The organism is Ruegeria sp. BF10 (assembly GCF_056538725.1).
This window is the reverse complement of sequence record NZ_JBQFTR010000002.1, coordinates 622,235-643,187: the sequence shown is the minus strand read 5'-3', so window position 1 is coordinate 643,187 and position 20,953 is coordinate 622,235. Positions and strand designations below refer to the sequence as shown.

The 20,953-nt window shown below is 56.5% G+C and carries 18 protein-coding genes; 9 read left to right on the top strand and 9 right to left on the bottom strand.

Going from position 1 to position 20,953, the window contains the following annotated elements:
• Positions 1-24: 24 nt before the first annotated feature.
• Together ACR0DJ_RS12675 and ACR0DJ_RS12670 are read left to right on the top strand one after the other, a co-directional pair.
• Entirely contained in the window at positions 25-2,136 is a 2,112-nt protein-coding gene (locus tag ACR0DJ_RS12675) for a type I secretion system permease/ATPase (protein ID WP_425079078.1), read from the top strand.
• A complete protein-coding gene (locus tag ACR0DJ_RS12670) occupies positions 2,120-3,430 on the top strand; it encodes an HlyD family type I secretion periplasmic adaptor subunit (protein ID WP_425079079.1) in 1,311 nt (436 codons plus the stop codon). The genes ACR0DJ_RS12675 and ACR0DJ_RS12670 overlap by 17 nt, the downstream gene beginning before the upstream one ends.
• Positions 3,431-3,569: 139 nt before the next feature.
• On the opposite strand, the gene ACR0DJ_RS12665 is transcribed toward ACR0DJ_RS12670, so the two are convergent.
• The 3 genes from ACR0DJ_RS12665 to ACR0DJ_RS12655 form a co-directional block, all read right to left on the bottom strand.
• Positions 3,570-4,271 carry a response regulator transcription factor gene (locus tag ACR0DJ_RS12665; protein WP_170347119.1) on the bottom strand — a complete coding sequence of 234 codons (702 nt, stop codon included), beginning with the start codon at positions 4,269-4,271 and terminating at the stop codon, positions 3,570-3,572.
• Positions 4,271-6,136: a PAS-domain containing protein gene (locus ACR0DJ_RS12660; RefSeq protein WP_425079309.1), complete on the bottom strand. Its 1,866-nt coding sequence runs from the start codon at positions 6,134-6,136 to the stop codon at positions 4,271-4,273. Before ACR0DJ_RS12660 ends, ACR0DJ_RS12665 begins: the two co-directional genes overlap by 1 nt.
• 158 nt (positions 6,137-6,294) lie before the next feature.
• Positions 6,295-7,827: an alkaline phosphatase family protein gene (locus ACR0DJ_RS12655; protein WP_480685198.1), complete on the bottom strand. Its 1,533-nt coding sequence runs from the start codon at positions 7,825-7,827 to the stop codon at positions 6,295-6,297.
• Between the two features lie 261 nt (positions 7,828-8,088).
• On the opposite strand from ACR0DJ_RS12655, the gene ACR0DJ_RS12650 reads away from it, so the two are divergent.
• Genes ACR0DJ_RS12650 through ACR0DJ_RS12635 form a run of 4 tightly spaced genes read left to right on the top strand, consistent with a single transcriptional unit; the run spans position 8,089 to position 12,005 of the window.
• Positions 8,089-9,213 (top strand): ABC transporter permease, encoded by a 1,125-nt coding sequence (locus ACR0DJ_RS12650; RefSeq protein ID WP_171614558.1) that lies wholly within the window; start codon positions 8,089-8,091, stop codon positions 9,211-9,213.
• 1 nt (position 9,214) lies between these two features.
• The gene (locus ACR0DJ_RS12645) at positions 9,215-10,030 is read left to right on the top strand and encodes an ABC transporter ATP-binding protein (RefSeq protein WP_170347114.1); all 816 of its coding nucleotides are present in this window, start codon (positions 9,215-9,217) and stop codon (positions 10,028-10,030) included.
• Positions 10,031-10,035: 5 nt separating this feature from the next.
• Positions 10,036-11,352: an MlaD family protein gene (locus ACR0DJ_RS12640; protein ID WP_425079082.1), complete on the top strand. Its 1,317-nt coding sequence runs from the start codon at positions 10,036-10,038 to the stop codon at positions 11,350-11,352.
• Entirely contained in the window at positions 11,349-12,005 is a 657-nt protein-coding gene (locus ACR0DJ_RS12635; RefSeq protein ID WP_425079083.1) for an ABC-type transport auxiliary lipoprotein family protein, read from the top strand. The genes ACR0DJ_RS12640 and ACR0DJ_RS12635 overlap by 4 nt, the downstream gene beginning before the upstream one ends.
• Positions 12,006-12,091: 86 nt before the next feature.
• On the opposite strand, the gene ACR0DJ_RS12630 is transcribed toward ACR0DJ_RS12635, so the two are convergent.
• Positions 12,092-13,672 carry an FMN-binding glutamate synthase family protein gene (locus tag ACR0DJ_RS12630; RefSeq protein WP_425079084.1) on the bottom strand — a complete coding sequence of 527 codons (1,581 nt, stop codon included), beginning with the start codon at positions 13,670-13,672 and terminating at the stop codon, positions 12,092-12,094.
• A gap of 249 nt (positions 13,673-13,921) precedes the next feature.
• Between ACR0DJ_RS12630 and ACR0DJ_RS12625 the strand changes: the two genes are divergently transcribed.
• A complete protein-coding gene (locus ACR0DJ_RS12625) occupies positions 13,922-14,290 on the top strand; it encodes a fluoride efflux transporter FluC (protein WP_170347106.1) in 369 nt (122 codons plus the stop codon).
• Positions 14,287-14,649, top strand: a complete 363-nt coding sequence (gene crcB, locus ACR0DJ_RS12620; RefSeq protein WP_170347103.1) for a fluoride efflux transporter CrcB — start codon at positions 14,287-14,289, stop codon at positions 14,647-14,649. The genes ACR0DJ_RS12625 and crcB overlap by 4 nt, the downstream gene beginning before the upstream one ends.
• Here the strand turns inward: crcB and ACR0DJ_RS12615 are convergent.
• The 5 genes from ACR0DJ_RS12615 to ACR0DJ_RS12595 form a co-directional block, all read right to left on the bottom strand.
• Positions 14,646-14,903 (bottom strand): hypothetical protein, encoded by a 258-nt coding sequence (locus tag ACR0DJ_RS12615; protein ID WP_170347101.1) that lies wholly within the window; start codon positions 14,901-14,903, stop codon positions 14,646-14,648. The genes crcB and ACR0DJ_RS12615 overlap by 4 nt on opposite strands.
• A gap of 321 nt (positions 14,904-15,224) precedes the next feature.
• On the bottom strand, positions 15,225-15,551 hold the full coding sequence (locus tag ACR0DJ_RS12610) for a cytochrome o ubiquinol oxidase subunit IV (RefSeq protein WP_254440049.1): 327 nt from the start codon (positions 15,549-15,551) through the stop codon (positions 15,225-15,227).
• Positions 15,544-16,176 carry a cytochrome c oxidase subunit 3 gene (locus tag ACR0DJ_RS12605; RefSeq protein WP_170347099.1) on the bottom strand — a complete coding sequence of 211 codons (633 nt, stop codon included), beginning with the start codon at positions 16,174-16,176 and terminating at the stop codon, positions 15,544-15,546. The genes ACR0DJ_RS12610 and ACR0DJ_RS12605 overlap by 8 nt, the downstream gene beginning before the upstream one ends.
• Positions 16,173-18,263 (bottom strand): cbb3-type cytochrome c oxidase subunit I, encoded by a 2,091-nt coding sequence (locus ACR0DJ_RS12600; protein ID WP_480685197.1) that lies wholly within the window; start codon positions 18,261-18,263, stop codon positions 16,173-16,175. Before ACR0DJ_RS12600 ends, ACR0DJ_RS12605 begins: the two co-directional genes overlap by 4 nt.
• Positions 18,260-19,204 carry a cytochrome ubiquinol oxidase subunit II gene (locus ACR0DJ_RS12595; protein WP_480686272.1) on the bottom strand — a complete coding sequence of 315 codons (945 nt, stop codon included), beginning with the start codon at positions 19,202-19,204 and terminating at the stop codon, positions 18,260-18,262. Before ACR0DJ_RS12595 ends, ACR0DJ_RS12600 begins: the two co-directional genes overlap by 4 nt.
• Positions 19,205-19,406: 202 nt before the next feature.
• Between ACR0DJ_RS12595 and ACR0DJ_RS12590 the strand changes: the two genes are divergently transcribed.
• Positions 19,407-20,642 (top strand): lytic murein transglycosylase, encoded by a 1,236-nt coding sequence (locus ACR0DJ_RS12590; protein WP_425079310.1) that lies wholly within the window; start codon positions 19,407-19,409, stop codon positions 20,640-20,642.
• Positions 20,643-20,953 lie beyond the last annotated feature (311 nt).

Genomic DNA, 20,953 nt, shown 5'->3' with positions numbered 1-20,953 from the left:
GAATCAATGCAAGACCGCGCTCGCTTGACATGCTACGAAGCCTGCCTTTTGAACATTGCCGCGACGCTTGAACGCCCTCTGACCCTTGCAACGATCCAGGCGTCGCAGACCGGTTCAGACGGGGATCTGACTGTTCGTGACATCATCTCGGTAGCGGAAAACACAGGTCTACAGGCGGGCTATGGCGAGCGGCGCATCACGAGTTTTGACGAAGCATTGGCTCCGGCCTTGTTGCTGATGACCGAAAACAAGGCCGTTGTGTACCATGGCCGCACAAAAAACGGTGCCTTGCTGGTCTATGACCCGGAACTTGGCGAAGGAATCGGCGAAGTTTCAGAAGAACGGCTGGCCAAATCCTACACCGGTTTCGCTGTCTTGTTTCGGCGAAATCATACAGATGAACTGGACGCCGGCCACACAGCTTACCGAGGTCATTGGTTTCGCGCGGCACTGTCCGCCAATCGATGGACTTACGTACAGGTTGCTCTTGCTGCGGCGCTGGCAAACCTACTTGGCTTGTCGACGTCAATTTTCATTATGGTCGTCTATGACCGTGTGTTGCCCAATGAGGCAACCGAATCGCTCATTGCCTTGACGGCAGGCGTGGCTCTGGCGCTTCTTTTTGACTTCGCGCTGAAACTGCTGCGGGCCGCGTTCATCGACAAGGCCGGGCAAAAAGCCGACTTGCTGATGGGACGGCGAATTTTCGACCACGTTCTGAATATCCAGATGAAGTCGCGCTCGGGTTCCACCGGCGCCATGACCAGTACCATCCGTGAATTCGAGACCCTGCGCGAGTTCTTTACGTCCGCAACGCTTGTTGCCGTCGTGGATCTGCCGTTCATCGGGTTGTTCGTTTTTGTCATTTACCTGGTCGGCGGACAACTGGCATTGGTCCCGGCTCTGGCCGTACCAGTGGTTCTGCTGACAGGTTTGGCCGTACAGCCGCTTCTGTCCCGCATGGCAGAAAAGAGCCTGTCTGACGGGCAATCCAAACAATCGGTCCTCGTCGAAGCTGTCTCGGGCCTGGAAACCCTAAAGACAACGGCCGCTGGCCGGCAAATGCGTTCCCGTTGGGAGCAGGCGATAGAACGGCAATCCTCGCACGGTGCTCAGAGCCGGGCCGTTACACAATTTGCCCTCAACCTGACCGGTTTTACGCAACAATCTGCTCAGGTGTTGATCGTATTTTATGGTGTTTTTCTGATCACAGACGGGCAGACAAGCATGGGCGCTTTGGTTGCCTCGGTGATGCTGACAGGGCGGGCCCTGGCACCTTTGGGGCAACTGGCTCAGACGTTGACAAGGCTTAACCAAGCCCGAAGTGCATACCGAAACCTCAACGCGCTGATGATGGCGGAAAGCGAACGCCCACAAGGCCGAACATGGGTGAACCGGCCCCATTTCAAAGGAGAGATCGCCTTCAACAACGTGTATTTTTCCTACCCTGACCAGGGGGAAGATACCCTGCAAGGCGTTTCATTCACGATCAAACCGGGTGAAAAAGTGGCGATCCTGGGTCAGATTGGCTGCGGAAAAAGCACCATCGCACGTCTGATGCTGGGATTGTATGCGCCGCGCGTTGGATCTGTTACGTTCGACGGCCTTGATATACGCCAGATCGATCCTGGCGATCTGCGCCGCAATATCGGATCCGTCCTGCAAGACATATGGCTCTTTTCCGGATCTGTCCGAGACAATATCGCAAGTGGCGCAATCCGGCCCAAAGATCGCGAACTGATCGAAGCAGGCCGCGCCGCCGGGGTTGAGGATTTCTTAGCCAACCATCCCGGGGGTTACGATCTTCAACTCGCGGAACGCGGCGAAGGCCTCTCTGGCGGACAGCGGCAAGCCATTGCCCTGGCAAGGGCGCTCATAGGCCGTCCGCCGGTTCTCCTGCTGGATGAACCAACAAGCGCGATGGATGTCAAAACCGAAGCCCAGGTTATCCAACGTCTGAAAGAATGCACGGCAGAGTCCACCATGGTTGTCATTACACACAGAACCAGCCTGTTGGAGCTTGTTGACAGAGTCATCATCCTTGAACACGGGAAAATCGCGGCGGATGGCCCCAAAAGCATGCTGACGCAACATGTTCGTCGGACAGGGAGGCACCTGAATGTCGCAGCATCCTGATCTGGCCACTCTGGCACGAGAGATGCAGGGACGCTCTCCTGTTCGGAGTTCCTTGCTGCTTTTGGTGATTCTGCTCTGCCTGATCGCCGCCGTACTGTGGGCGCATCTGACCGAACTGGACGATGTCACGCGCGTGGACGGCCGGATCGTGCCTTCCGGCGACATTCAGCTGATCGAAGCCACCGAGCCCGGCGTATTGCAGTCGTTGCACGTGCGCGAAGGCCAGCTGGTCGAAAAAGGTTCACTGCTGATGGAACTGGAAACAACTCAAATTGACAGTCAGCTCAGTCAGGAACAGCAACGCGCGTTCGGGCTGATGGCGCGCATCCAACGTCTTCGGTCCGAAATTGATGGGGCACAACTGGATTTCGATGTTCAACTGATCAACGGCGCGCCTACCGTCGTGCAATCTGAAACCGCGCTGTACCAAGGACGGCGGGCCGAATTGGAGGCAGAAATAGCCATCCTGGAGCGTCAGCGTCAGCAAAAACAGCGAGAGTTTGAGGAAGGCCTGGTCGATCAAGTGACGGCAGAGGAAACCCTGTTGGTCCTGGCCGAAGAAAGGGCGATCATGGCGCCGCTGGTCGAGCGTCAAATGGAGCCTGCAACAACATTGCTTGCGTTGCGGCGGAGTGAAGCCGAATGGCGCGGTCGCAAGGTGCGGGCAGAAGCTGTAACCAACAGATTGCAAACGGGCCTGGACGAAATCGACGATCGGATTCAGGCGGTGCGAAGCCGGTTTCGCAGCGCCGCGCTGACGGACCTGGCGCTTGCCACTGCCGAGCTGGCTGCTTTGCAACCCGCCCTGCCCGCTTTGCGCGACCGGGCGTCAAGGGCGCAGGTTCGGTCTCCGGTACGCGGCATTGTAAACCGGATTCATCGCTCAACCATCGGCGGTCTCGCCCGCAGTGGAGAGGACCTTGTTGAAATCGTGCCGCTGGACGACACATTGCTGGTTGAAGCCTATGTAAAGCCTGAGGACATTGCGTTTCTGCACGCGGGTCAGCCTGTGAAGGTCAAAATCACGGCTTATGATTTCGCACGATACGGGGCGTTGGATGGTGAAATCATCCGCATCGGTGCAGACACGGTCACACGATCAGAGCGGAATGACGAAGAGGTCTTTGTGGTCGAAATCCGAACCAAAAGCACCATGCTTGACGGGAATGGCATAGCAGTCGAAATCATACCTGGAATGATCGCCGAAGTGGACATTCTGTCTGGCCGGAAATCAGTGCTGGATTATGTTCTGCAACCGGTTGTTAAAATAAAGGATCAGGCACTGCGCGAATGAGCGATGGGGCAATTGGGGACAGTCGAGTGGGTTCCAATATGGATATCACGGTGTCAGCAGCCTCCGGGAAAACCGGGGCGGTTCAAACAGACATGGAAAACAACTCATCTGACCAAGTTTCTACCGGTCGGATCTGCATCTACTTCCAACCAACATCACCCAAGAATATATACCCTGCTCCATAGATCGTCTTGATCAACCGCGGGTTCTTGGGGTCCTCTCCCAGCTTTGTGCGTAACCTGGAAATCCGAACATCCATCGCCCTGTCAAAACTGTCGCCGGCTGCACCGCCCAGGGACTCCTGCATTTGCCCCCTGCTGATCAGCCGCTTGGGGCTTTCCAGAAACAGACGAAGGACTTCCCCCTCGGCATGGCTGAACGGTGTTTCCTCACCTGTGTCACTTTCAAGAACATATCGGTCAAAATGTGCGGTCCAGCCGTTGAATTCCGCCGTATCCGAATGTGAGGTCTGAGTGCGGGGTGTTCTTAACCTTGCCCTGATCCGCGCCACGACTTCCGCAGGGTCAAACGGTTTCGTAATATAGTCGTCTGCGCCAAGTTCCAGCCCCGTAACACGGTCCTGCACCTGCGCCCGCCCCGAAATGATGATCACGGCCGCGCCTTGTTCCAGCGCCAGACGATGAACCAACGCCAGCCCATCCGTGTCCGGCAAAGACAGGTCGACCAGACAGACATCAGGCGTCACACGATTGAGCGCAGCCTCGAACTCTCGCGCGCGGGAAAAACTCTGCGTTCGGAACCCGGCATCCTCCAGAGCGTCAGTCAGGATGCGTCGGATTTCGGGTTCGTCGTCGAGGATGGTAACCAGCGGTTGCGTCATCAGGCGGCCTCGGTTTGGATCAGAGCTGACAATTGAGCCTGCGAAAACGGTTTACGCAACACCGGGGCCAACGCAAGGGCGCGCTGGTACAACGGGTCCGAACTGGGCAGCGACGTCATAAGGATACATGGCAATCCCGGCTTCACCTGCCGCAAAATGTCCAGACCGGTACCACTTCCTTCCAGACGGATATCGGACAGGACAAGAGAAATGTCTTCAACGCTGTTTATCAACGCCAGCGCCTCATCTACCGAATTGGCCTCGATGACGGCGAAGCCCAGCTCTACCAGCATATCCCGAAACTGCCCCCGCAGATCTTCGCTGTCTTCGACCAGAAGCACCAAACCGCCTTGCACGGGCGGAGCTGGCCGATAGGGCAGCCGCAAAACAACGGACGCGCCTGATGGCGTGTTTTTGAGATGCAAATCGCCACCGGCGAGCTTCACAGTGTCATACACCATGGGCAGACCCAGCCCCGACCCGTCGCTTCCCTTGGTGGTAAAGAACGGGTTCAGCGCCTTTTCCAGCGCCTCGGGTGTAAAGCCCGGGCCAGTGTCTGATACGGCGATTTCAACCCAAATTTCTCCGATGGTGTGCGCGCTGATTGTAATCTGGCCCGAACTGCCACAGGCATCCCGCGCATTCAGCACCAGGTTCAGCAACGCATCCTGCACCATTCCCGGATCCAGCATCAAAGCCCGGTCCGGCAAAGTGTTGACCACCGACAAACCGACGCCGCGCGGCAAGGAAGGCGAGGCCAATATTCTCAGGTCTTCCAGCAGCGCCTTCATGTCCGTGGCCTGAGGCTGTGGCGTTCGGTTCCCGGTCATGTCTGCAATTCGGTTCAGCAATTGCCCACCCCGACGCGCGGTTTGCTGTGTCGCGGCAACCAGTTCATGTGCTTCATCCGGCAGGTCCATTTTGTTCAGTTTGGACTGCATCCCAAGGATGATCGTCAGCAAATTGGAGAAGTCATGAGCCAATCCACTGGTCATCTGGGCGGCCATGGCCCGCCGGCGCGTTTGCTGCAAAACGACGCGCGCCTGCGTTTCTTCGGTGATATCAACCGACATTACATAGACGCCTCCGGCGTCATCCGGCGTGAACGAAACCCGGATGCGGCGGGAATCCTGATCCTCGTTGAACTCGAATACGGAAGCTTCTCCGCCATATGCTTTTGCCAGATGCGCTTCGACCCGCCGAAACGCGGCGGCACCAAGCGCTTCAGATATGTGAAGCCCCAGAATTTCCGACGGGCGCCCGGGCAGGACCGCACTCAAACGGCGGTTGGAGTAGTCATATCGACCAGTGCTATCCAAATGCGCGATATGAGCCGGCATCATTTCCGTCATCATGCGTGTGCGGGCTTCGATCTCGGTCAGCTCGCGTTTGGCCTCTTCCAATGCCTTGATGGTGGCCGCAAGCTTTCGGTTGGTTGCTGACAGTTCTTCGGCGTGGCCGAGCAATTGTTCCGACAGTTCTTCCGATCGCGCCCGCAGCAGGTTTTCTGCACGCCGGGTGCCGGTTATGTCGGTATAGACCGCAACCCATCCACCCTGCGGCAGCGGCGCGCCTTCTATCGAGATAACCTGCCCGTTGGGCCTTACGCGTTCCATGTAATGAGGCTCAAACGCCAAAGCCTGCTCGACGCGCAGGTTCACCATTTCTTCCACACTTTCTTCGTCACCGTATTCGCCACGGCTGGCGAGAAAATGGATGGTATCCCGAAACAAGGCTCCGCGTTCGACCAGCTCGTCCGGCAGGTCGAACATTTCCTTGAACCGACGATTGCTCAGCACCAGTTTCAGGTTGCTGTCATAGATCGAAAGCGCCTGACCGATGAGATTCAGTCCGGCAGTCGTCATCGCCTTTATGCGCTGTTCGGTGATGTCCAGGTTCGTCTTCTCCACACCCCATGGGTACCATCAGAATTGATGCGCCGGTAGTGGAATTGATGAACGACAAAAAGTCCCATGCAACTTGCCTGATCCAACTGAAAAGAGGACGAAAGCGGGCAGTGATCCTAATACCTGGAACGGGACTTCGCGCCTTCGGAAGTGATGGAGTGCAACGACAAGGTATGATCCATGTTTCGCATCCGATGGCGCAGCATCTGTCTGCCCAACCGGGCAAGATCGTCCGCAAACTCGGGGTTTTCCGCAAGATTTTCGAATTCTCCCTGTCCCTGGTGGTCAAACAGGATCGGCGGGAGGTCAGCTGCAAATTCGATCAACGTGAATCGTTCGTCCCGCAATATTCCCAGACATGAATCACTGTTGCCCGTTCCCAACCGCTGTTGCCAGACGGTCGGTTCTTCGGGTTCCGAGAAATCCAGCTCGCTGAAGGAATAGCTGCGCCAGTCATCGGGAACGTCGCCATGCAACAAGGGTAGCAAAGACCTGCCATCCATGGCGTTTGGAACTGTCTGCCCAATCCAATCAAGGATTGTCGGCGTGACATCAATTGATTCGGTAGGAACGGTGACTTTTGCGCCGGCCCGTGCCTCGTTCCCCGGCAGGCGTATCATCAACGGTGTGTGATAGGCCGCATCGTACACAGTCATTTTCCCCCAGCTGTACCTATCGCCCAGCATTTCGCCATGATCAGCCGTTATGATCAGCATGGTATCGTCGTATTGCCCGCTGTCCTTGAGATACTGAACAACGCGCCCGATATGGTGATCGACCTCGGTCGCCAATCCCAGATAAACGGCGCGCAAAGTGCGTATATTTTCATCCGTTGGCTCAACATCAGCAAAGCCATGAACAAACTTTTCTGCCGTATAGGCGTCCAGCTTTGGCCCGAAAAACGGATGAAGCGCCTTCTCAGCGGCTTCGCTCGGCAATCGCTGCGGCAGCGGTATATCCGCCGGATCGTACATGTCGTTATACGGAGCAGGCGCAACCAAAGGTGGATGCGGACGGATGTACGTCAGATGAGCAAACCACCCCTGGCCACGATGAGGTGCAATACCGTCCAGAAACGCATCGGTCAGGAAGGCTGTGTCGCTGTGTTCCGCCCGATACATGGCCGGGTCGTTCAGCTTGGGAGCGTGACCATCCGGAGAGACAGGCTTGTAGACATCCCAATATGTATCGAACGTGTAGCCTTTCTTCATCAAATACGATTGCCAGGGGTATGACTCTTCCAGGCGCATTTCGACAACTTCAAGGAACCCGTTCATCGGTTGCTCGTAAGATTTGAGCACGGGGTCGTTGGGATCATGGACTCGGGGGTCGGCAGACGTATCGGTGTACCCGAACAGCATCGGCATATAACCCGCCTTTCGCATTTCCGTGGCGATGTTCGGCGTATCATGACGCAGCGGCGTACCATTTCGCACGGAACGATGGTTCATCGCGTATTGGCCGGTCAAAATCGATGCGCGGGATGGCCCACAGGGGTTGGTGACAGAGAAGTGGCGCGTAAAACTCACCGCTTCGTCCATGAAAGCCCGCAGGTTCGGTAGCTTCACGTGCTCGGCCAGAGCGCCGTTCAGGCAATCTGCCCTCAATTGGTCGATGATGATGAACAGAACGTTCTTGGCGTTATGCATACCGACTTCTCCGAATTCCGCACCCAGGGTTCCGCAGCGGAATGTGTCCCGCTTCCGATCTTCGCGCAACCGATTAGTCGAACAGCCCTGCGTTTTCTTTTCCGGCCTGACTTGAACCGAAAAAAATACGTTCCTGGTGCCCAGTTACGCTTGCTCCAACTCATGGTCCGGCGTGACGCCAAGGCCATTCTTTGCGGCAAAAACCGGGTCACATGGCACAAAGTCATTGCGGGCATTGAATGTTTTACTTCACATGGCACCATGACGCAGCCAACGATAACATCAGAGCGCGACGCCAGCGGTAAACAAGTGCGCATTTCTGGTGAGTTGCTCACACAATCCCTGCAAACCGTGGAGCGTGATTTTGCGGCGGTCAAACCTTGCGGGGGCAATGTCATTTTTGATCTGTCCGGCGTCGAAGCACTGGACACGGGCGGAGCCTGGCTGGTTGCAGACCTGGGCCGGAGGTTCACGTCAAACGGTGCCACGCTGGAAATTCAAGGCGTGAAACCCGCGCATGCGGCGCTGATAGAAACCGTGACCCGCAGTATCCCGGACAAACCCGGCAAGCTCGAGGACCCTCGTGGATTTCTGGACTGGGTTGCTCATGTGGGTCAGGGCACATTCGGAGCCTGGAAGGATACCCTGTCGATCCTCGAATTTCTGGGCCTCACCCTGCACCGCTTGTTTCGGACCCTGATCATGCCGTGGCGCCTGCGCAAAGCGGCCCTTGTCACTCATATGGAGGAAACCGGGGTCAAAGCCCTTCCCATCGTGGCCCTGATGGGTTTTCTGATCGGTGTCGTGCTGGCCTTTCAGGGTGCGACACAATTGAAACAGTTCGGGGCCGAAATCTTTGTGGTCGAACTGATTTCGATCTCGATTCTGCGAGAGCTGGGAATTTTGCTGACCGCCATTATCGTCGCCGGCCGCTCGGGTTCGGCATTCACGGCCTCGATTGGTTCGATGAAAGTACAGGAAGAGATCGACGCCATGCGAACACTGGGCCTTGACCCGATCGAGGTTCTGGTCATTCCGCGTGTGTTGGCGTTGCTGATCATGCTGCCCATTCTTGGCTTTGTCGCAGATATGGCCGGCCTATTCGGCGGCGCCCTGATGAGCTGGATCGATCTGGGCGTAAGCCCGGGCATGTTTGTCACTCGTCTGAAAGAAAACACCGATGTCTGGCAACTTGCAGTTGGCTTGATCAAGGCACCGTTCTTTGCATTGGTCATCGGGGTCATAGCCTGCTGGCAGGCCTTGCAGGTCAAAGGGTCGGCCCAGAGTGTGGGGCAGCGCACAACCGCCTCGGTCGTGCAATCCATTTTCATGGTGATTGCAATCGACGCATTGTTTTCGATTTTCTTTTCCGAAATCGGAATCTGACATGAACGATAGCACGCAACACGAAACGGAACAGAACGCATCGCAGCGTGACGCCGTAATCCGCGTTCGCGGTCTCAGAAGCCAATTCGGAACGCAGGTGGTTCATGACGATCTGAACCTTGATGTCTGGCGTGGCGAGGTTCTGGGCATTGTTGGCGGGTCCGGAACCGGAAAATCCGTTTTGCTTCGTACGATTGTGGGTCTGAACAAGCCAGCCGCCGGCAGTATCGAAGTGCTGGGCGTGGATGTCTTGAACGGCCCTGAAGAAGATCGCCGCAGGATCGAACGCCACTGGGGCGTGGCCTTTCAGGACGGCGCGCTGTTTTCATCGCTGACCGTATTGCAAAACGTGATGGCCCCACTGCGAGAGCACACGGGCATCAGTGAAAAACTGATGGAGTCACTGGGTGCGTTGAAGATCAGCCTCGTGGGTCTGCCCCAGCTGAGTTGCGGCAAGTTTCCATCGGAACTGTCGGGCGGCATGCGAAAGCGCGCCGCACTGGCGCGGGCGCTGGCGCTTGATCCCGAAATCGTTTTTCTGGATGAACCGACTGCCGGATTGGACCCGATTGGCGCGGCTGCATATGATGAACTGATCGGCGAATTGCAGCAGGCACTTGGGTTGACTGTTTTCATGGTCACCCACGATCTGGACAGCCTTTACGCCATCTGCGACCGAATTGCAGTGCTTGCAGAAAAACGCGTGCTGGTTGAAGGTCCGATTGAGGATATGACCAAAGTGGACCATCCTTGGGTGCAGGAATATTTCACAGGCCCCCGCGCCCGCGCGGCGCAACAGAAGGGTCAGGGCAGGTAAAAGCGATGGAAACCAGAGCAAATTACATCCTGATCGGCGCGTTCACCCTTGCGGGGCTGTTGGGCGTATTCGGCTTTTTCCTGTGGTTGGCGAAATTCGAAGTGACCCGCCAATACGCTTATTACGATGTATTGTTCGACAACGTCTCGGGGCTTTCGGCGGCGGGTGGGGTAAATTTCAACGGTCTTCCTGTTGGGCAGGTGCTCTCTTTGAACCTGGACAAGGACGATCCGTCCAAGGTTCGCGTGCGTATAGAAGTGGATGCAGATATTCCGATCACCGAAGAAACGATCGCCCAGCTTCAATCGCTGGGTGTAACCGGCGTCGGTTACGTTGAACTTACCGGCGGGTCGCCGACTGCCAAAAGGCTGCCGCAGGACAGCGTGATCAAAAGCAAGCGCAGCACCATCCAGTCATTGTTTGAAGGCGCACCGAAGGTGCTGGACGAAGCCGTAACCCTACTGGAAAGCCTGAACAAGGTCGTTGACGACAAGAACCGCCAAGCCGTGAACAGCATTCTGGACAACCTTGCCTCTGCGACGGGCCGGCTGGACAAGACTTTGACAAGTTTTGAATCCGTGGCCAGCGACATTGGCAGTGCAGCCAAGGATATTGGTGAGTTTTCGAAACGTCTGGACCCTCTGATCGAAACGGCCGATACGACCCTCAAGACTGGCACGGAGACGCTCAATTCGGTTAAATCCGCGTCCGAGTCAGCCAGGGCCGCGCTGGACGAAGCGAAAACGACGATCGAAACAGCAGACCGCATCTTGCAGCAGGACGTTCGACCTTTCATCGAACGCGGGTCGCAACTGGCCGAACGGTTGACCCTCTTGTCGGATGAGGGCAGCGTCACTTTGGGGATCGTGAACGAGACCGTGTTGAACGCCAACACGACACTTGGTTCGATAACATCCACAATGGACACGGCCAAAGGGGCGTTATCTTCGGCGGAAACGGCCTTTGAATCAGCCAACCGCGTCATGGAAGAAGACGTGGCGCCCGTTGCGGAAGATATCCGGAAGGCGGCCAACCAGGTCACCGAAACAGTCTCGAACATCACCGGCAAGATCGATCAGATTTCAGACGATGTCCTGAGCGCTTCGAACTCTGCCTCAGAGCTGCTGGGGACAATTGACGGCATCGTTCAGACCAACCGCCGGCAGGTATCGGACTTCCTGCGTGTGGGTCTGCCGCAATTCATCCGCTTCATCGAAGAATCCCAACGTCTGGTGATCAGCCTCGACCGTCTGGTGGACAAGGTCGAACGTGATCCTGCGCGGTTTCTGCTGGGCACCCAAGCATCGGAGTTCCGTCAATGATCAAGCCTGCAATTGCAATTCTGACGTTTGCATTGGTCGGTGGATGTGCCGGGTTGGGCACTTTGAAACAAGCCGCGAAACCCAACGATCTGTATCTGTTGACACCCAAAAGCACGTTTTCGTCGGCGCTGCCGCGAATACAGAAACAGATCGTCGTTGAAGAACCAACAGCAACCGCCGCGGTGAACACGGATCAGATCGCCATTCAGCCCACCCCGTTTCAGGTCCAGTATCTGCCACAGGCACGTTGGGTGGATCGGGCACCTCTGATCGTTCAGACGCTGTTGATCGAAAGCTTTGAGAATTCTGGCAAAGTCGCCGCCGTTGGCCGGTCAACGGTTGGGTTGCGCGCTGATTACGTGATCGCACCGGACCTGCGCGAGTTTCAGGGCATTGTTGTCGCGGACCCCGAGAACGGAGACAAAATCCGTATCGAAGTGCGCATGAACATCAAGGTCATCGATGAATACGACGACAAGATCATCGCCTCGAATTCGTTTCAGGAAAACGTCATTTCAGCGAGCGACCAGACATCAGATCTGATCAAAGCGTTTGATTTGGCCTTGGGGCGCGCGATGCGGGATGCCGTTGAATGGAGCATTCGCAGGATCAACACGCATGTGGTCAACAATCCCAGATCGAACCCCAGTTGAGGTAAGCCACATGTCGAAACGGCGGGCGCGGGCGCAATTCGCCCACACCCCTTCTGGGTAAACGGTTGTTTGTTCCGGATCCCGCCTCAGAAATGAGATGCCGAAGCGCGTTTCCAATCCGCCGCGAATTCCTCGGGAACCACATCTGCCAGCAATGCACCATCCTCGAGATAGGTGTAAAGCTCGCCATAGGTGCGCTCATGCTCGTCCGCCGTGCGCCGCAAAATGTCGCGTGGATGCAGCTCGGACACTTTTTCCTTTCCCATCGCACCCAAGAGTTCGCGGAAGCTTTCCAGTGTTGCATCGTGATACCGGTGAACGCGCCGCCGCTTTTGCGGGATGTTCACCGCGCGCCCCCGAACGGGATCCTGGGTGGCGACCCCGGACGGGCAACGGTTGGTGTTGCAATGCAAGGCCTGAATGCAACCTACGGCAAACATCATCGCCCGCGCGGCGTTGCACATATCTGCACCAAGCGCGAATTTCTCGACCATGTCGTATCCGGTCGCCACTTTGCCCGCACAAATGATCCGGATCTTGTCACGCAGCCCAACCCCACGCAGGCAATTGTTTGCGAAAATCAGCGCCTCGTTCAGGGGCATGCCCAGACGGTTGGTGAACTCGACCGGAGCCGCGCCCGTTCCCCCTTCCGATCCATCAATGGTGATGAAGTCCGGCAAAATCCCTGTCTCGAGCATGGCCTTGCAGATCGACATGAATTCGGACGGGTTGCCAATACACAATTTGAAGCCGACAGGTTTGCCGCCTGACATTTCGCGCAGATGTTGAACAAAATGCATCAACCCCGAGGGCCCGTCAAAAGCACTGTGAGTTGGGGGGGAAATCACATCCTGATGCTCGGGCACCCCGCGGATTTCGGCTATTTCGGCATCGACCTTGGCAGCGGGCAGAACGCCCCCATGCGCAGGCTTGGCACCTTGGGACAATTTGATCTCGATTGCCTTGACCACATCCTTTGTGGCCCTTTCGGCAAACTTGTCCTTGTCAAATCCGCCTTCCGGCGTTCGACACCCAAAATAGCCCGTCCCGATCTGCCAGATGATGTCGCCGCCTTCGGCCAGATGGTGAGGAGACAACCCGCCTTCACCGGTGTTGTGGGCAAAGCCTCCGTCCTTTGCCCCGCCATTCAGCGCGCGGATGGCGTTGGCGCTAAGCGCGCCGAAACTCATGGCCGAAACATTGAGACGCGAGGCGCTGTATGGCTTTGTGCATTGCGGTCCACCCAGCATCACGCGGAGTTCACTTTCATCTACGTGTTTGGGCGCAAGTGAGTGATTTGCGCGGTGATAGCCAACCTCGTTAATGTCGTATTGTGTTCCGAAAGCCTGCGTGTCCATCTGGCCCTTGGCGCGAGAATAAACCAGCCCGCGAATGATCCGGTTGTAAGGTCTGCCGCTTTCGTTGGTTTCAACGAAATACTGTCGGATTTCCGGGCTGACGAATTCAAGCATGTACCGGAAATGACCCAGAACCGGATAGTTGTTCAGCACATTGTGCTTGGTTGTCAGAATGTCGTAAAGGCCGATGACCGCGTAGGGCACCAAGATGACCAAAAGCCAATGTAGGGGTGGCCAGAAGAACCCCAACAGCAACACGAGCGGCAAGCAGACATAGCTCAGAAAATAGTAGATCCTGCGTACAATCATGTTCCTGTCTCCTTGTGTTTCCGACCGGTCGTTGCGCGTTCCAACAGCACTCAACGTGAAACAGATTGATTTTTAATTGCAAGCTTTCGCAGGAATTTATCCGCTCAAAGACGAAAACGTGAAAACGCGTTACGGCCGCTCGACAGTTGAACAGGGTGTCGCCAGTGGATATGCCACGCATACCAGAACACGACAGGCATACACGTGACAAAGACGCATTCCCAACCCCGGCGCGACCGAAAGAGCCTTATGTTTCTCGCTGTCTTTGCCGGCGGGGCGCTGGGATCGTTGCTGCGCGAAGTATTCGCGCTGGAAATCCCCGGCCTCGGTTTCCTGACGTCGACCTTCGGCATCAACGTGGCGGCCTGTTTCGTCCTGGGGTGGCTGTATTCAATACGTCACAAGGTGCACGCGCATGTGCTGCATCTGGGCGCGGTCGGGTTTTGTGGTGGGTTGTCCACCTTTTCGTCTTTTGTGGCTGATCTGGAACGTATTGCCGGAAGTGATCCGTGGGCCGTGCCGCTTGCCGTCGGGTTGGAAATCGCTTTCGGAATTGGCGCTGCGCTGGTCGGAGAGAAGCTGGGCAACCGTTTTCATTCCGAAAGGTCACCGTCATGAATGACCTCTATCTTCATGCGATGTTCGGACTGGGCGGAGGCCTGGGGGCGGTCCTACGTCATTGGCTGGCTTTGAAAGTGCGGCACGACTTGCCCTTTTCAACGTTGATCGTCAATGTAGTGGGCAGCCTGCTGCTGGGGGTCTGGATCGGCTATCTGGGCGGCCCTGTCGACATCCCCGAAGACCAAAGACGGCTGGTCTTTGGATTCTGCGGCGGGTTCACCACGTTTTCCAGCTTTGCCTATCAATCTCTTGAACTTCGGCGCGAGCGCACTCTGGTTCTGGCGGCTGGCAATATCCTGATCAGCCTGGCGCTGTGCTGGTTCGCCCTGTGGCTTGGGCTGACCTTGACGCGCTAATGCACATGAGCGGCAACACCTGACCCGGAATTCGGAGCACGACAGAAGAAAAGCAATGGAATTGTCGCCAAGGCAAGCAGACCCAGATTGTTGAACACGGTCAGATAGGAAATCATCTCGGCCTGCTTCATGATTTCCTGGCCCAGAATGGCAGCACCTTCAGCGCTGTCTGGTGCAAGGCCGTGCGGCCGATAAGCTTGGGCCGCAGGGTTGTAAGGCGTCACGTTCTGGCTGAGCACCGCCGCAGGGGTCATTTGCCGTCCACCCACCAATCGGAAGACTCGACTATACGAGAATTGCGGTGCGTCGGCGGACACCGAGGATCAGGGGCGAAGGGTCAGGTTTGAGACCCATCCATCGGCCGCAGCACGGATCTTGGCTCAGGCAAGGTTGGTTTCCGCTATTTCAAACTGTGCCCGCGAAAACAAAAAATCATCCTGTTTCGCTTTCAACCCGCTTTTCAGTGCCTCCAGACCAGAACAAGCCCGTCCGCAATTGCAGCGATTACCAAAGCCACGGCCTTAGTTTTGAGTGGCTTCTTTCTCACATCCCCTTTTTTCTGCAATCCACGAAAATTACATCACATGCATATGCATTCGAACTGCCAGATTGCCCAGCACCCAGACCGTTCCAAGGATCATGATCAACAGAACCATGGTGGAAAACAGAACCAGATGCAGGTCTTCGCGGCTGCTGCGCCGGCGATCGATGTGCAGGAAATAAACGAGTTGCAGAACAAGTTGGGCCAGACCCAGCAATCCAATGGTCAGGTAGACACCGGGGGTTTCGATCCCAAACAGGTAGGCCGCGCCGAACATTGCCAGCGTCAGCAATAGCGAGCCACCGTATCCGATCACATAGCGCCGACGCTCGCGACGGTGCATTTCAGAGCGCTTATCCATAGGTCAGACCTCCGAAATAAACGATGGTGATGATCCCGATCCAGATCAGGTCGAGAAAATGCCAGAACAGTGCCAACCGCACTACGCGTGAGATAATGACGTCCGTCATCCCTTTCATGCGCAGTTGGATTCCCAGAACGATCAGCCACAAGCATCCTGCGGCGACGTGCAGACCATGCAGAGGAACGAGTCCGAAGAAGGCCGACAAGAATCCGCTGCGCTGCGGAATGCCACCTTGTTCCGCCATGGCCATGAAATCACGCACCTCAAGCACAAGGAAACTGATCCCCAGTAAAAGCGTGACGCCAAACCACAAGACAATCCGAGCGCGCGGCAGATTGTATTTCAGCGCCAGCATGGCAAGGCCAACCGTCAGGCTGCTTGTCAACAGGATGAGCGTCTGCGCAAAGATGCTTTTGAGATCAAACAGCTCGTGCGGGCCGGGACCACCGGCCTGCGCATCGATCATCGTGATATAGATCGCAAACATCAGGCCGAAATAGACCAGGTCACTCATCAAAAAGACCCAGAACCCGAAGGTGACGACCTCGGTCGCCTTATGAGCACTCGCGTGGCGTTCCCCCAGATTGATACCTGGATAGCTGTGGGTGGGCGCGCGCTTCATGTCACCGCCTCCAGATCGGGGCGGGCGAGGCCGCGATTTTCCGGAGACGTTTCAAAATCGCGATCCACCGCCCTTTCGCCGTGAACCCGTGCAAGCCAGGCTTCGTGATCCTTGCGCACTTCTTCCGCTGGTATGGTCAGCTCGGTGCTGTCATCGAACGTCCAGACGATCACCGCCAGGATCATCAGAACCGTCATCAATGCAGCCAACCACCAGATCCACCAGACCAGCGCGAACATCCAGATACCGCTCAGAACACACAGGACAAAGCCAATGCCTGTATTGCGCGGCAATTCGATATCTTCATAGGCGTCGGGCGTTGGGTAGGCTGCACCCTTGTCCTTTGCTGCTGCAAAATCATCCCGATCCGTAACAGTTGGAATGATCGCAAAGTTGTATGGCGGCGGCGGCGACGGGATTGACCATTCCAACGTCCGCCCATCCCATGGATCCCCAACGGGAACGCGGGTCTTTTCGCGGTCGCGGATGCTGACCCAAAGCTGGATCAGAACCGAGAACAACGCGCAGGTAATCACCAGCGCCCCAACGATCGCCACCATCATGAAAGGATGGAAGGATGGGTCATCGTAACTGAAAGAACGACGCGGCATCCCCATCAGCCCAACGAAATAGAGCGGCATGAAGGTCAGCAAAAACCCTATGGTCCAGAGGGCAACCGTGACGCGGCCCCAGACCTCGTTCAGGCGAAAGCCGAACGCCTTGGGGAACCAGTAGTTATAGGCGGCCAAAAGACCAAACAGCACCCCCGGCAACAATACGTTGTGGAAGTGGGCCACCAGGAACAGCGTATTGTGTACCTGATAGTCCACGGTCGGATTGGCCAGGATCACCCCGCTCAGGCCACCAATCACGAACAACATCAAAAACGCCAAGCCATACAACATCGGCACCGAGAACCGGATGCGACCCCGCCACAGAGTCGCCATCCAATCATAGACTTTTACACCGGTGGGAATGGCGATCAGCATCGTTGCGATACCAAATACAGCGTTGATCAGGGCGCTCTGCCCCATGGTGAAGAAATGGTGCAGCCATACCGTAAACGACAGAACCGCGATGGACATCGTGGCGATGACAAGCGAGTTGTAGCCGTAGAGCCGCTTGGCCGAAAAGGTCGCAAAAACCTCAGAGTAGATGCCGTAGGCAGGTAGAACCAGCAGGTAAACCTCGGGGTGGCCGAACAGCCAGAAAAGATTGGCATAGTTCATCATGTTGCCGCCGAGGTCATTGGTGAAAAAGTGGAAGTCCAAATAGCGGTCCGCCGCCAGCAACAGCGCCGCGACGCCCAACGGCGGCATGGCAAAGACGATCAGGATCGAACTGCATATGATGGTCCAGCAATACATCGGCAGCCGCATGAAGGTCATGCCCGGCGCGCGCATCTTGTAGATCGTGACGGCGAAATTGATCCCGGTGAGCGTTGTGCCGACACCCGAAACAACGATCGCCCAGATCCAGTAGTCAGGCCCAACGCCCGGATTGAAGGCGGCCCCGGTATACGGCGGGTAGGCCGTCCAGCCACCGGTCGAGAACCGCCCCACCACCAGCGAAACCATAAGCATCATGCCGGAGGACACCGTCAGGCCCAGACTGATCTGGTTCAACCGAGGAAACGCCACATCCCGCGCCCCGATCATCAGCGGAACGACATAGTTCGCGATACCAAAGACAAAGGGCACCGCGACAAAGAAAATCATGATCGTGCCATGGGTGCTGAACAACTCGGCGAAATGTTCGGCTTCCAGGAACCCGTCGCCCGGGCCGGCGGCCTGCTGCGCGCGCATGACGACGCCTTCCAACACGCCGCGCGCCAGCATGACGATGGCAAAGACGACATACATGATCCCTATCTTCTTGTGATCAACGCTGGTCAGCCAATCGCGCCAAAGGGGCGTCCACAACCGAAACCAGCTAAGCAGGCTGACCACGACGACAACGCCAACCAAAACGATTGCGGCAGCAGCGTTGGCAACGATCTCATTTGCGTTCGGGTTCTGGATCAACCCTGTGATCGGAAGCGCATCCCAGTCGAGGCGGCCAAGGAACCCTGAATAGGACGGCGTCATTGCTGCCCCTCCTGCCCGAAGGATGCCGTTCCCGGCTGTTGATCCACCGGCAGCGCTTTGCCTTTGTGATAGCGGTGCAGGATCGTTTGAAACAAATCTTGTTCCATCGTGAAGTACAGCGCGTCCTTTGGCATCTTGTCAGTGCCCAGTGCCGCCTGCACCTCATCCCTGTCCGTCCGCATCGCAAGCGTCTGATAAGTTGCAGGGTTCAGTTGGATACCATTTTCACGAACTTTTTGCGCCCATGCTTCGAACTCATCATTGTGCATCGCTACGGTGCGAAATTTCTGTTTGGTAAAGCCGCGCCCGTTGTACTGCGTGTTCTCGCCTTGCATGACTTGGGGCGCGTCCGCTACCAGATGCAGTTGGGTGGTCATGCCCGGCATTGCGTAAATCTGGCCGGCCAGCGCAGGGATCATGAAGGATTGCATGACGGTATCGGTGGTCAGCGTCACGGCCACTTGCCTTTTGGTGGGAATGCCGAACTCACCCACACTGGCAATACCAAGATCGGGATAGATGAACAGCCACTTCCAATCCAGTCCGACAACCTGCACACGCAAGGCCGGGTCTTCGCCAAAGGTCGACGCGTAAGGATCAAGCCGATGGGTGGCCTTCCAAAGGTAGAACGACAGGAGCGCCACGATCACAACGGGCACACCCCACATGAGGAATTCCAGTTTCGCGGAAAAATCCCAATCCGGTCGGTAAGCTGCGTGACTGTTCCTTCGGCGGCGATAACGAAACGCGATCAACGGCACCAGTATCAGCACAGGGATAACAGCCACCATGATCACAGCGGTCGCCCGCAGCAGATGCGTTTTCTGGATGGCGGCAATGGGTCCTTGCGGGTCCATGAAACTGTCGCTGGCGGCAACCATTTGCGACATCGACACCGACAGGATCACGGCCACCATGAGCAGAGGGATTGGGTTGGGCATATTGACTCGTGCCATAACAGACTGCCCTTTCCTCAAACAATTTCCATTCGACTATCGGCAAGTGTGTGAATTTTCTCAAGAGTTTTTCCAAACCGCAAATTGCCCAGGTCAGGCCCCAACTCAATTTCGGGTGTAACGGGTCCGGGGATGCGCGATATCTTCCCGTTGACTTGCATTCCCAGCCGGGACAGACAAAACAATGATGCGTATTCTGTTTTTCTCTTTGGGATTAATCCTCCTCTCTCAACCCACGCTGGCACAGGATCGTGCGGCGATTGAACGCCAGTTTCAATCGTGGTTGCAGGAAACGATTTGGCCCCGGGCAAGGGCCAAGGGTGTGACACGCGAGACAATGCAAGCAGCCCTCTCCGGCGTGACCCTTGCGTGGAACTTGCCGGATCTGGTGCCGCCGGGAAGCGCACGCAAAACCCCCAAGGTCCAGAAGCAGGCCGAGTTTGGCTCACCCGGTCGCTATTTCAATCCGGGGTCGGTGCAAGGCGCAACATCGGAAGGCCGTAAAATGGCAAGGCGCCATGCCGCAACCCTGGCGGCGGTCGAAGCCGAAACCGGCGTTCCAGCCCGCATTATTCTGGCGATCTGGGGAAGAGAGAGCGGATACGGACAAGTTCCAATCCGTCATGATGCTTTCAGGGTACTGTCGACCAAGGCCTTCATGAGCACCCGTGCCGACTATTTCACCGCCGAGCTTGTTGCCGCCCTGCAAATCGCACAAGCAGGGCACCAGCCCGCGCGACAAATGAAAAGCAGTTGGGCTGGCGCTTTGGGCCAGCCTCAGTTCATGCCGTCCAGCTACTTGTCGTATGCTGCTGACGGCAACGGCGACGGGGCGGCTGATATTTGGGGGTCACCCGAAGATACGATTGCTTCAATCGGAAACTACCTCAAGAAACATGGCTGGGTCACTGCACGGGACTGGGGCTTCGAGGTTTTCGTACCCAAAAACGTCTCGTGCGCTTTGGAAGGCCCAGATCAGGGGCGACCTATCCAGGACTGGGTTGAGATGGGGATACGTCGCGTCTCGGGCAAACCCTTTCCGGCCCACGAGCTGCGTGGTGACGGGTATTTGATGATGCCCGCAGGACGACATGGTCCGGCTTTTCTTGTTACGCCAAACTTCTACGTTCTTAAGGAATACAACAAAAGCGACCTGTATGCCTTGTTTGTCGGCCATGTTGGCGACCGCATTCAATACGGTATCGGCGATTTCAGCGGCACTTGGGGAAAGGTCGGCGGGCTGTACAGATCCGATATCGCCAAGATGCAGCAGGCGCTGGAACAAAAAGGGCATGATGTCGGAGGCGTCGATGGGCTGCCAGGGTTCAGAACCCGTCGTTCGATAGGTCGGTGGCAAGAGACCCTGGGGATCGCACCGACCTGTTTTCCGGACGCGCCGATGAAAACAAGCCTGGCCCCGTGAGGCAAACCATGGTGCCCAGCCGACTCTGACACCCGGCCAGTTTATCGATCCATTGTGAAACAATCAGGCGTTCCCAGAACCTATCCTTAGAGGCAAGCAACAATTGTTGCCCATTCGAAAACAGAATTGGAAAGGGAAAATCAAAAACACGGACGCGTTGAACAAGGCGGTCAGCCGCCCTTATGCGAAGCAAGATACTCTGTCCGTCTGCATCCTTTGACGCGGTATGTCCTTCAGGCCCCTTGCTTCCGAAAAGGAGGGTTGTGGACGGCTTTGGGCGGGTTGCGGTTTTCAGGTTGGGAAAATCACGC

Excerpts from the sequence above, each read along its gene's own strand:
- ACR0DJ_RS12670 (WP_425079079.1), top strand. The coding sequence starts at position 2,120 with ATGTCGCAGCATCCTGATCTGGCCACTCTGGCACGAGAGATGCAGGGA.
- ACR0DJ_RS12665 (WP_170347119.1), bottom strand. The coding sequence starts at position 4,271 with ATGACGCAACCGCTGGTTACCATCCTCGACGACGAACCCGAAATCCGA.
- ACR0DJ_RS12660 (WP_425079309.1), bottom strand. The coding sequence starts at position 6,136 with ATGACGACTGCCGGACTGAATCTCATCGGTCAGGCGCTTTCGATCTAT.
- ACR0DJ_RS12655 (WP_480685198.1), bottom strand. The coding sequence starts at position 7,827 with ATGCATAACGCCAAGAACGTTCTGTTCATCATCATCGACCAATTGAGG.
- ACR0DJ_RS12650 (WP_171614558.1), top strand. The coding sequence starts at position 8,089 with ATGACGCAGCCAACGATAACATCAGAGCGCGACGCCAGCGGTAAACAA.
- ACR0DJ_RS12645 (WP_170347114.1), top strand. The coding sequence starts at position 9,215 with ATGAACGATAGCACGCAACACGAAACGGAACAGAACGCATCGCAGCGT.
- ACR0DJ_RS12640 (WP_425079082.1), top strand. The coding sequence starts at position 10,036 with ATGGAAACCAGAGCAAATTACATCCTGATCGGCGCGTTCACCCTTGCG.
- ACR0DJ_RS12635 (WP_425079083.1), top strand. The coding sequence starts at position 11,349 with ATGATCAAGCCTGCAATTGCAATTCTGACGTTTGCATTGGTCGGTGGA.
- ACR0DJ_RS12630 (WP_425079084.1), bottom strand. The coding sequence starts at position 13,672 with ATGATTGTACGCAGGATCTACTATTTTCTGAGCTATGTCTGCTTGCCG.
- ACR0DJ_RS12625 (WP_170347106.1), top strand. The coding sequence starts at position 13,922 with ATGTTTCTCGCTGTCTTTGCCGGCGGGGCGCTGGGATCGTTGCTGCGC.
- crcB (WP_170347103.1), top strand. The coding sequence starts at position 14,287 with ATGAATGACCTCTATCTTCATGCGATGTTCGGACTGGGCGGAGGCCTG.
- ACR0DJ_RS12615 (WP_170347101.1), bottom strand. The coding sequence starts at position 14,903 with ATGACCCCTGCGGCGGTGCTCAGCCAGAACGTGACGCCTTACAACCCT.
- ACR0DJ_RS12610 (WP_254440049.1), bottom strand. The coding sequence starts at position 15,551 with ATGGATAAGCGCTCTGAAATGCACCGTCGCGAGCGTCGGCGCTATGTG.
- ACR0DJ_RS12605 (WP_170347099.1), bottom strand. The coding sequence starts at position 16,176 with ATGAAGCGCGCGCCCACCCACAGCTATCCAGGTATCAATCTGGGGGAA.
- ACR0DJ_RS12600 (WP_480685197.1), bottom strand. The coding sequence starts at position 18,263 with ATGACGCCGTCCTATTCAGGGTTCCTTGGCCGCCTCGACTGGGATGCG.
- ACR0DJ_RS12595 (WP_480686272.1), bottom strand. The coding sequence starts at position 19,204 with ATGCCCAACCCAATCCCTCTGCTCATGGTGGCCGTGATCCTGTCGGTG.
- ACR0DJ_RS12590 (WP_425079310.1), top strand. The coding sequence starts at position 19,407 with ATGCGTATTCTGTTTTTCTCTTTGGGATTAATCCTCCTCTCTCAACCC.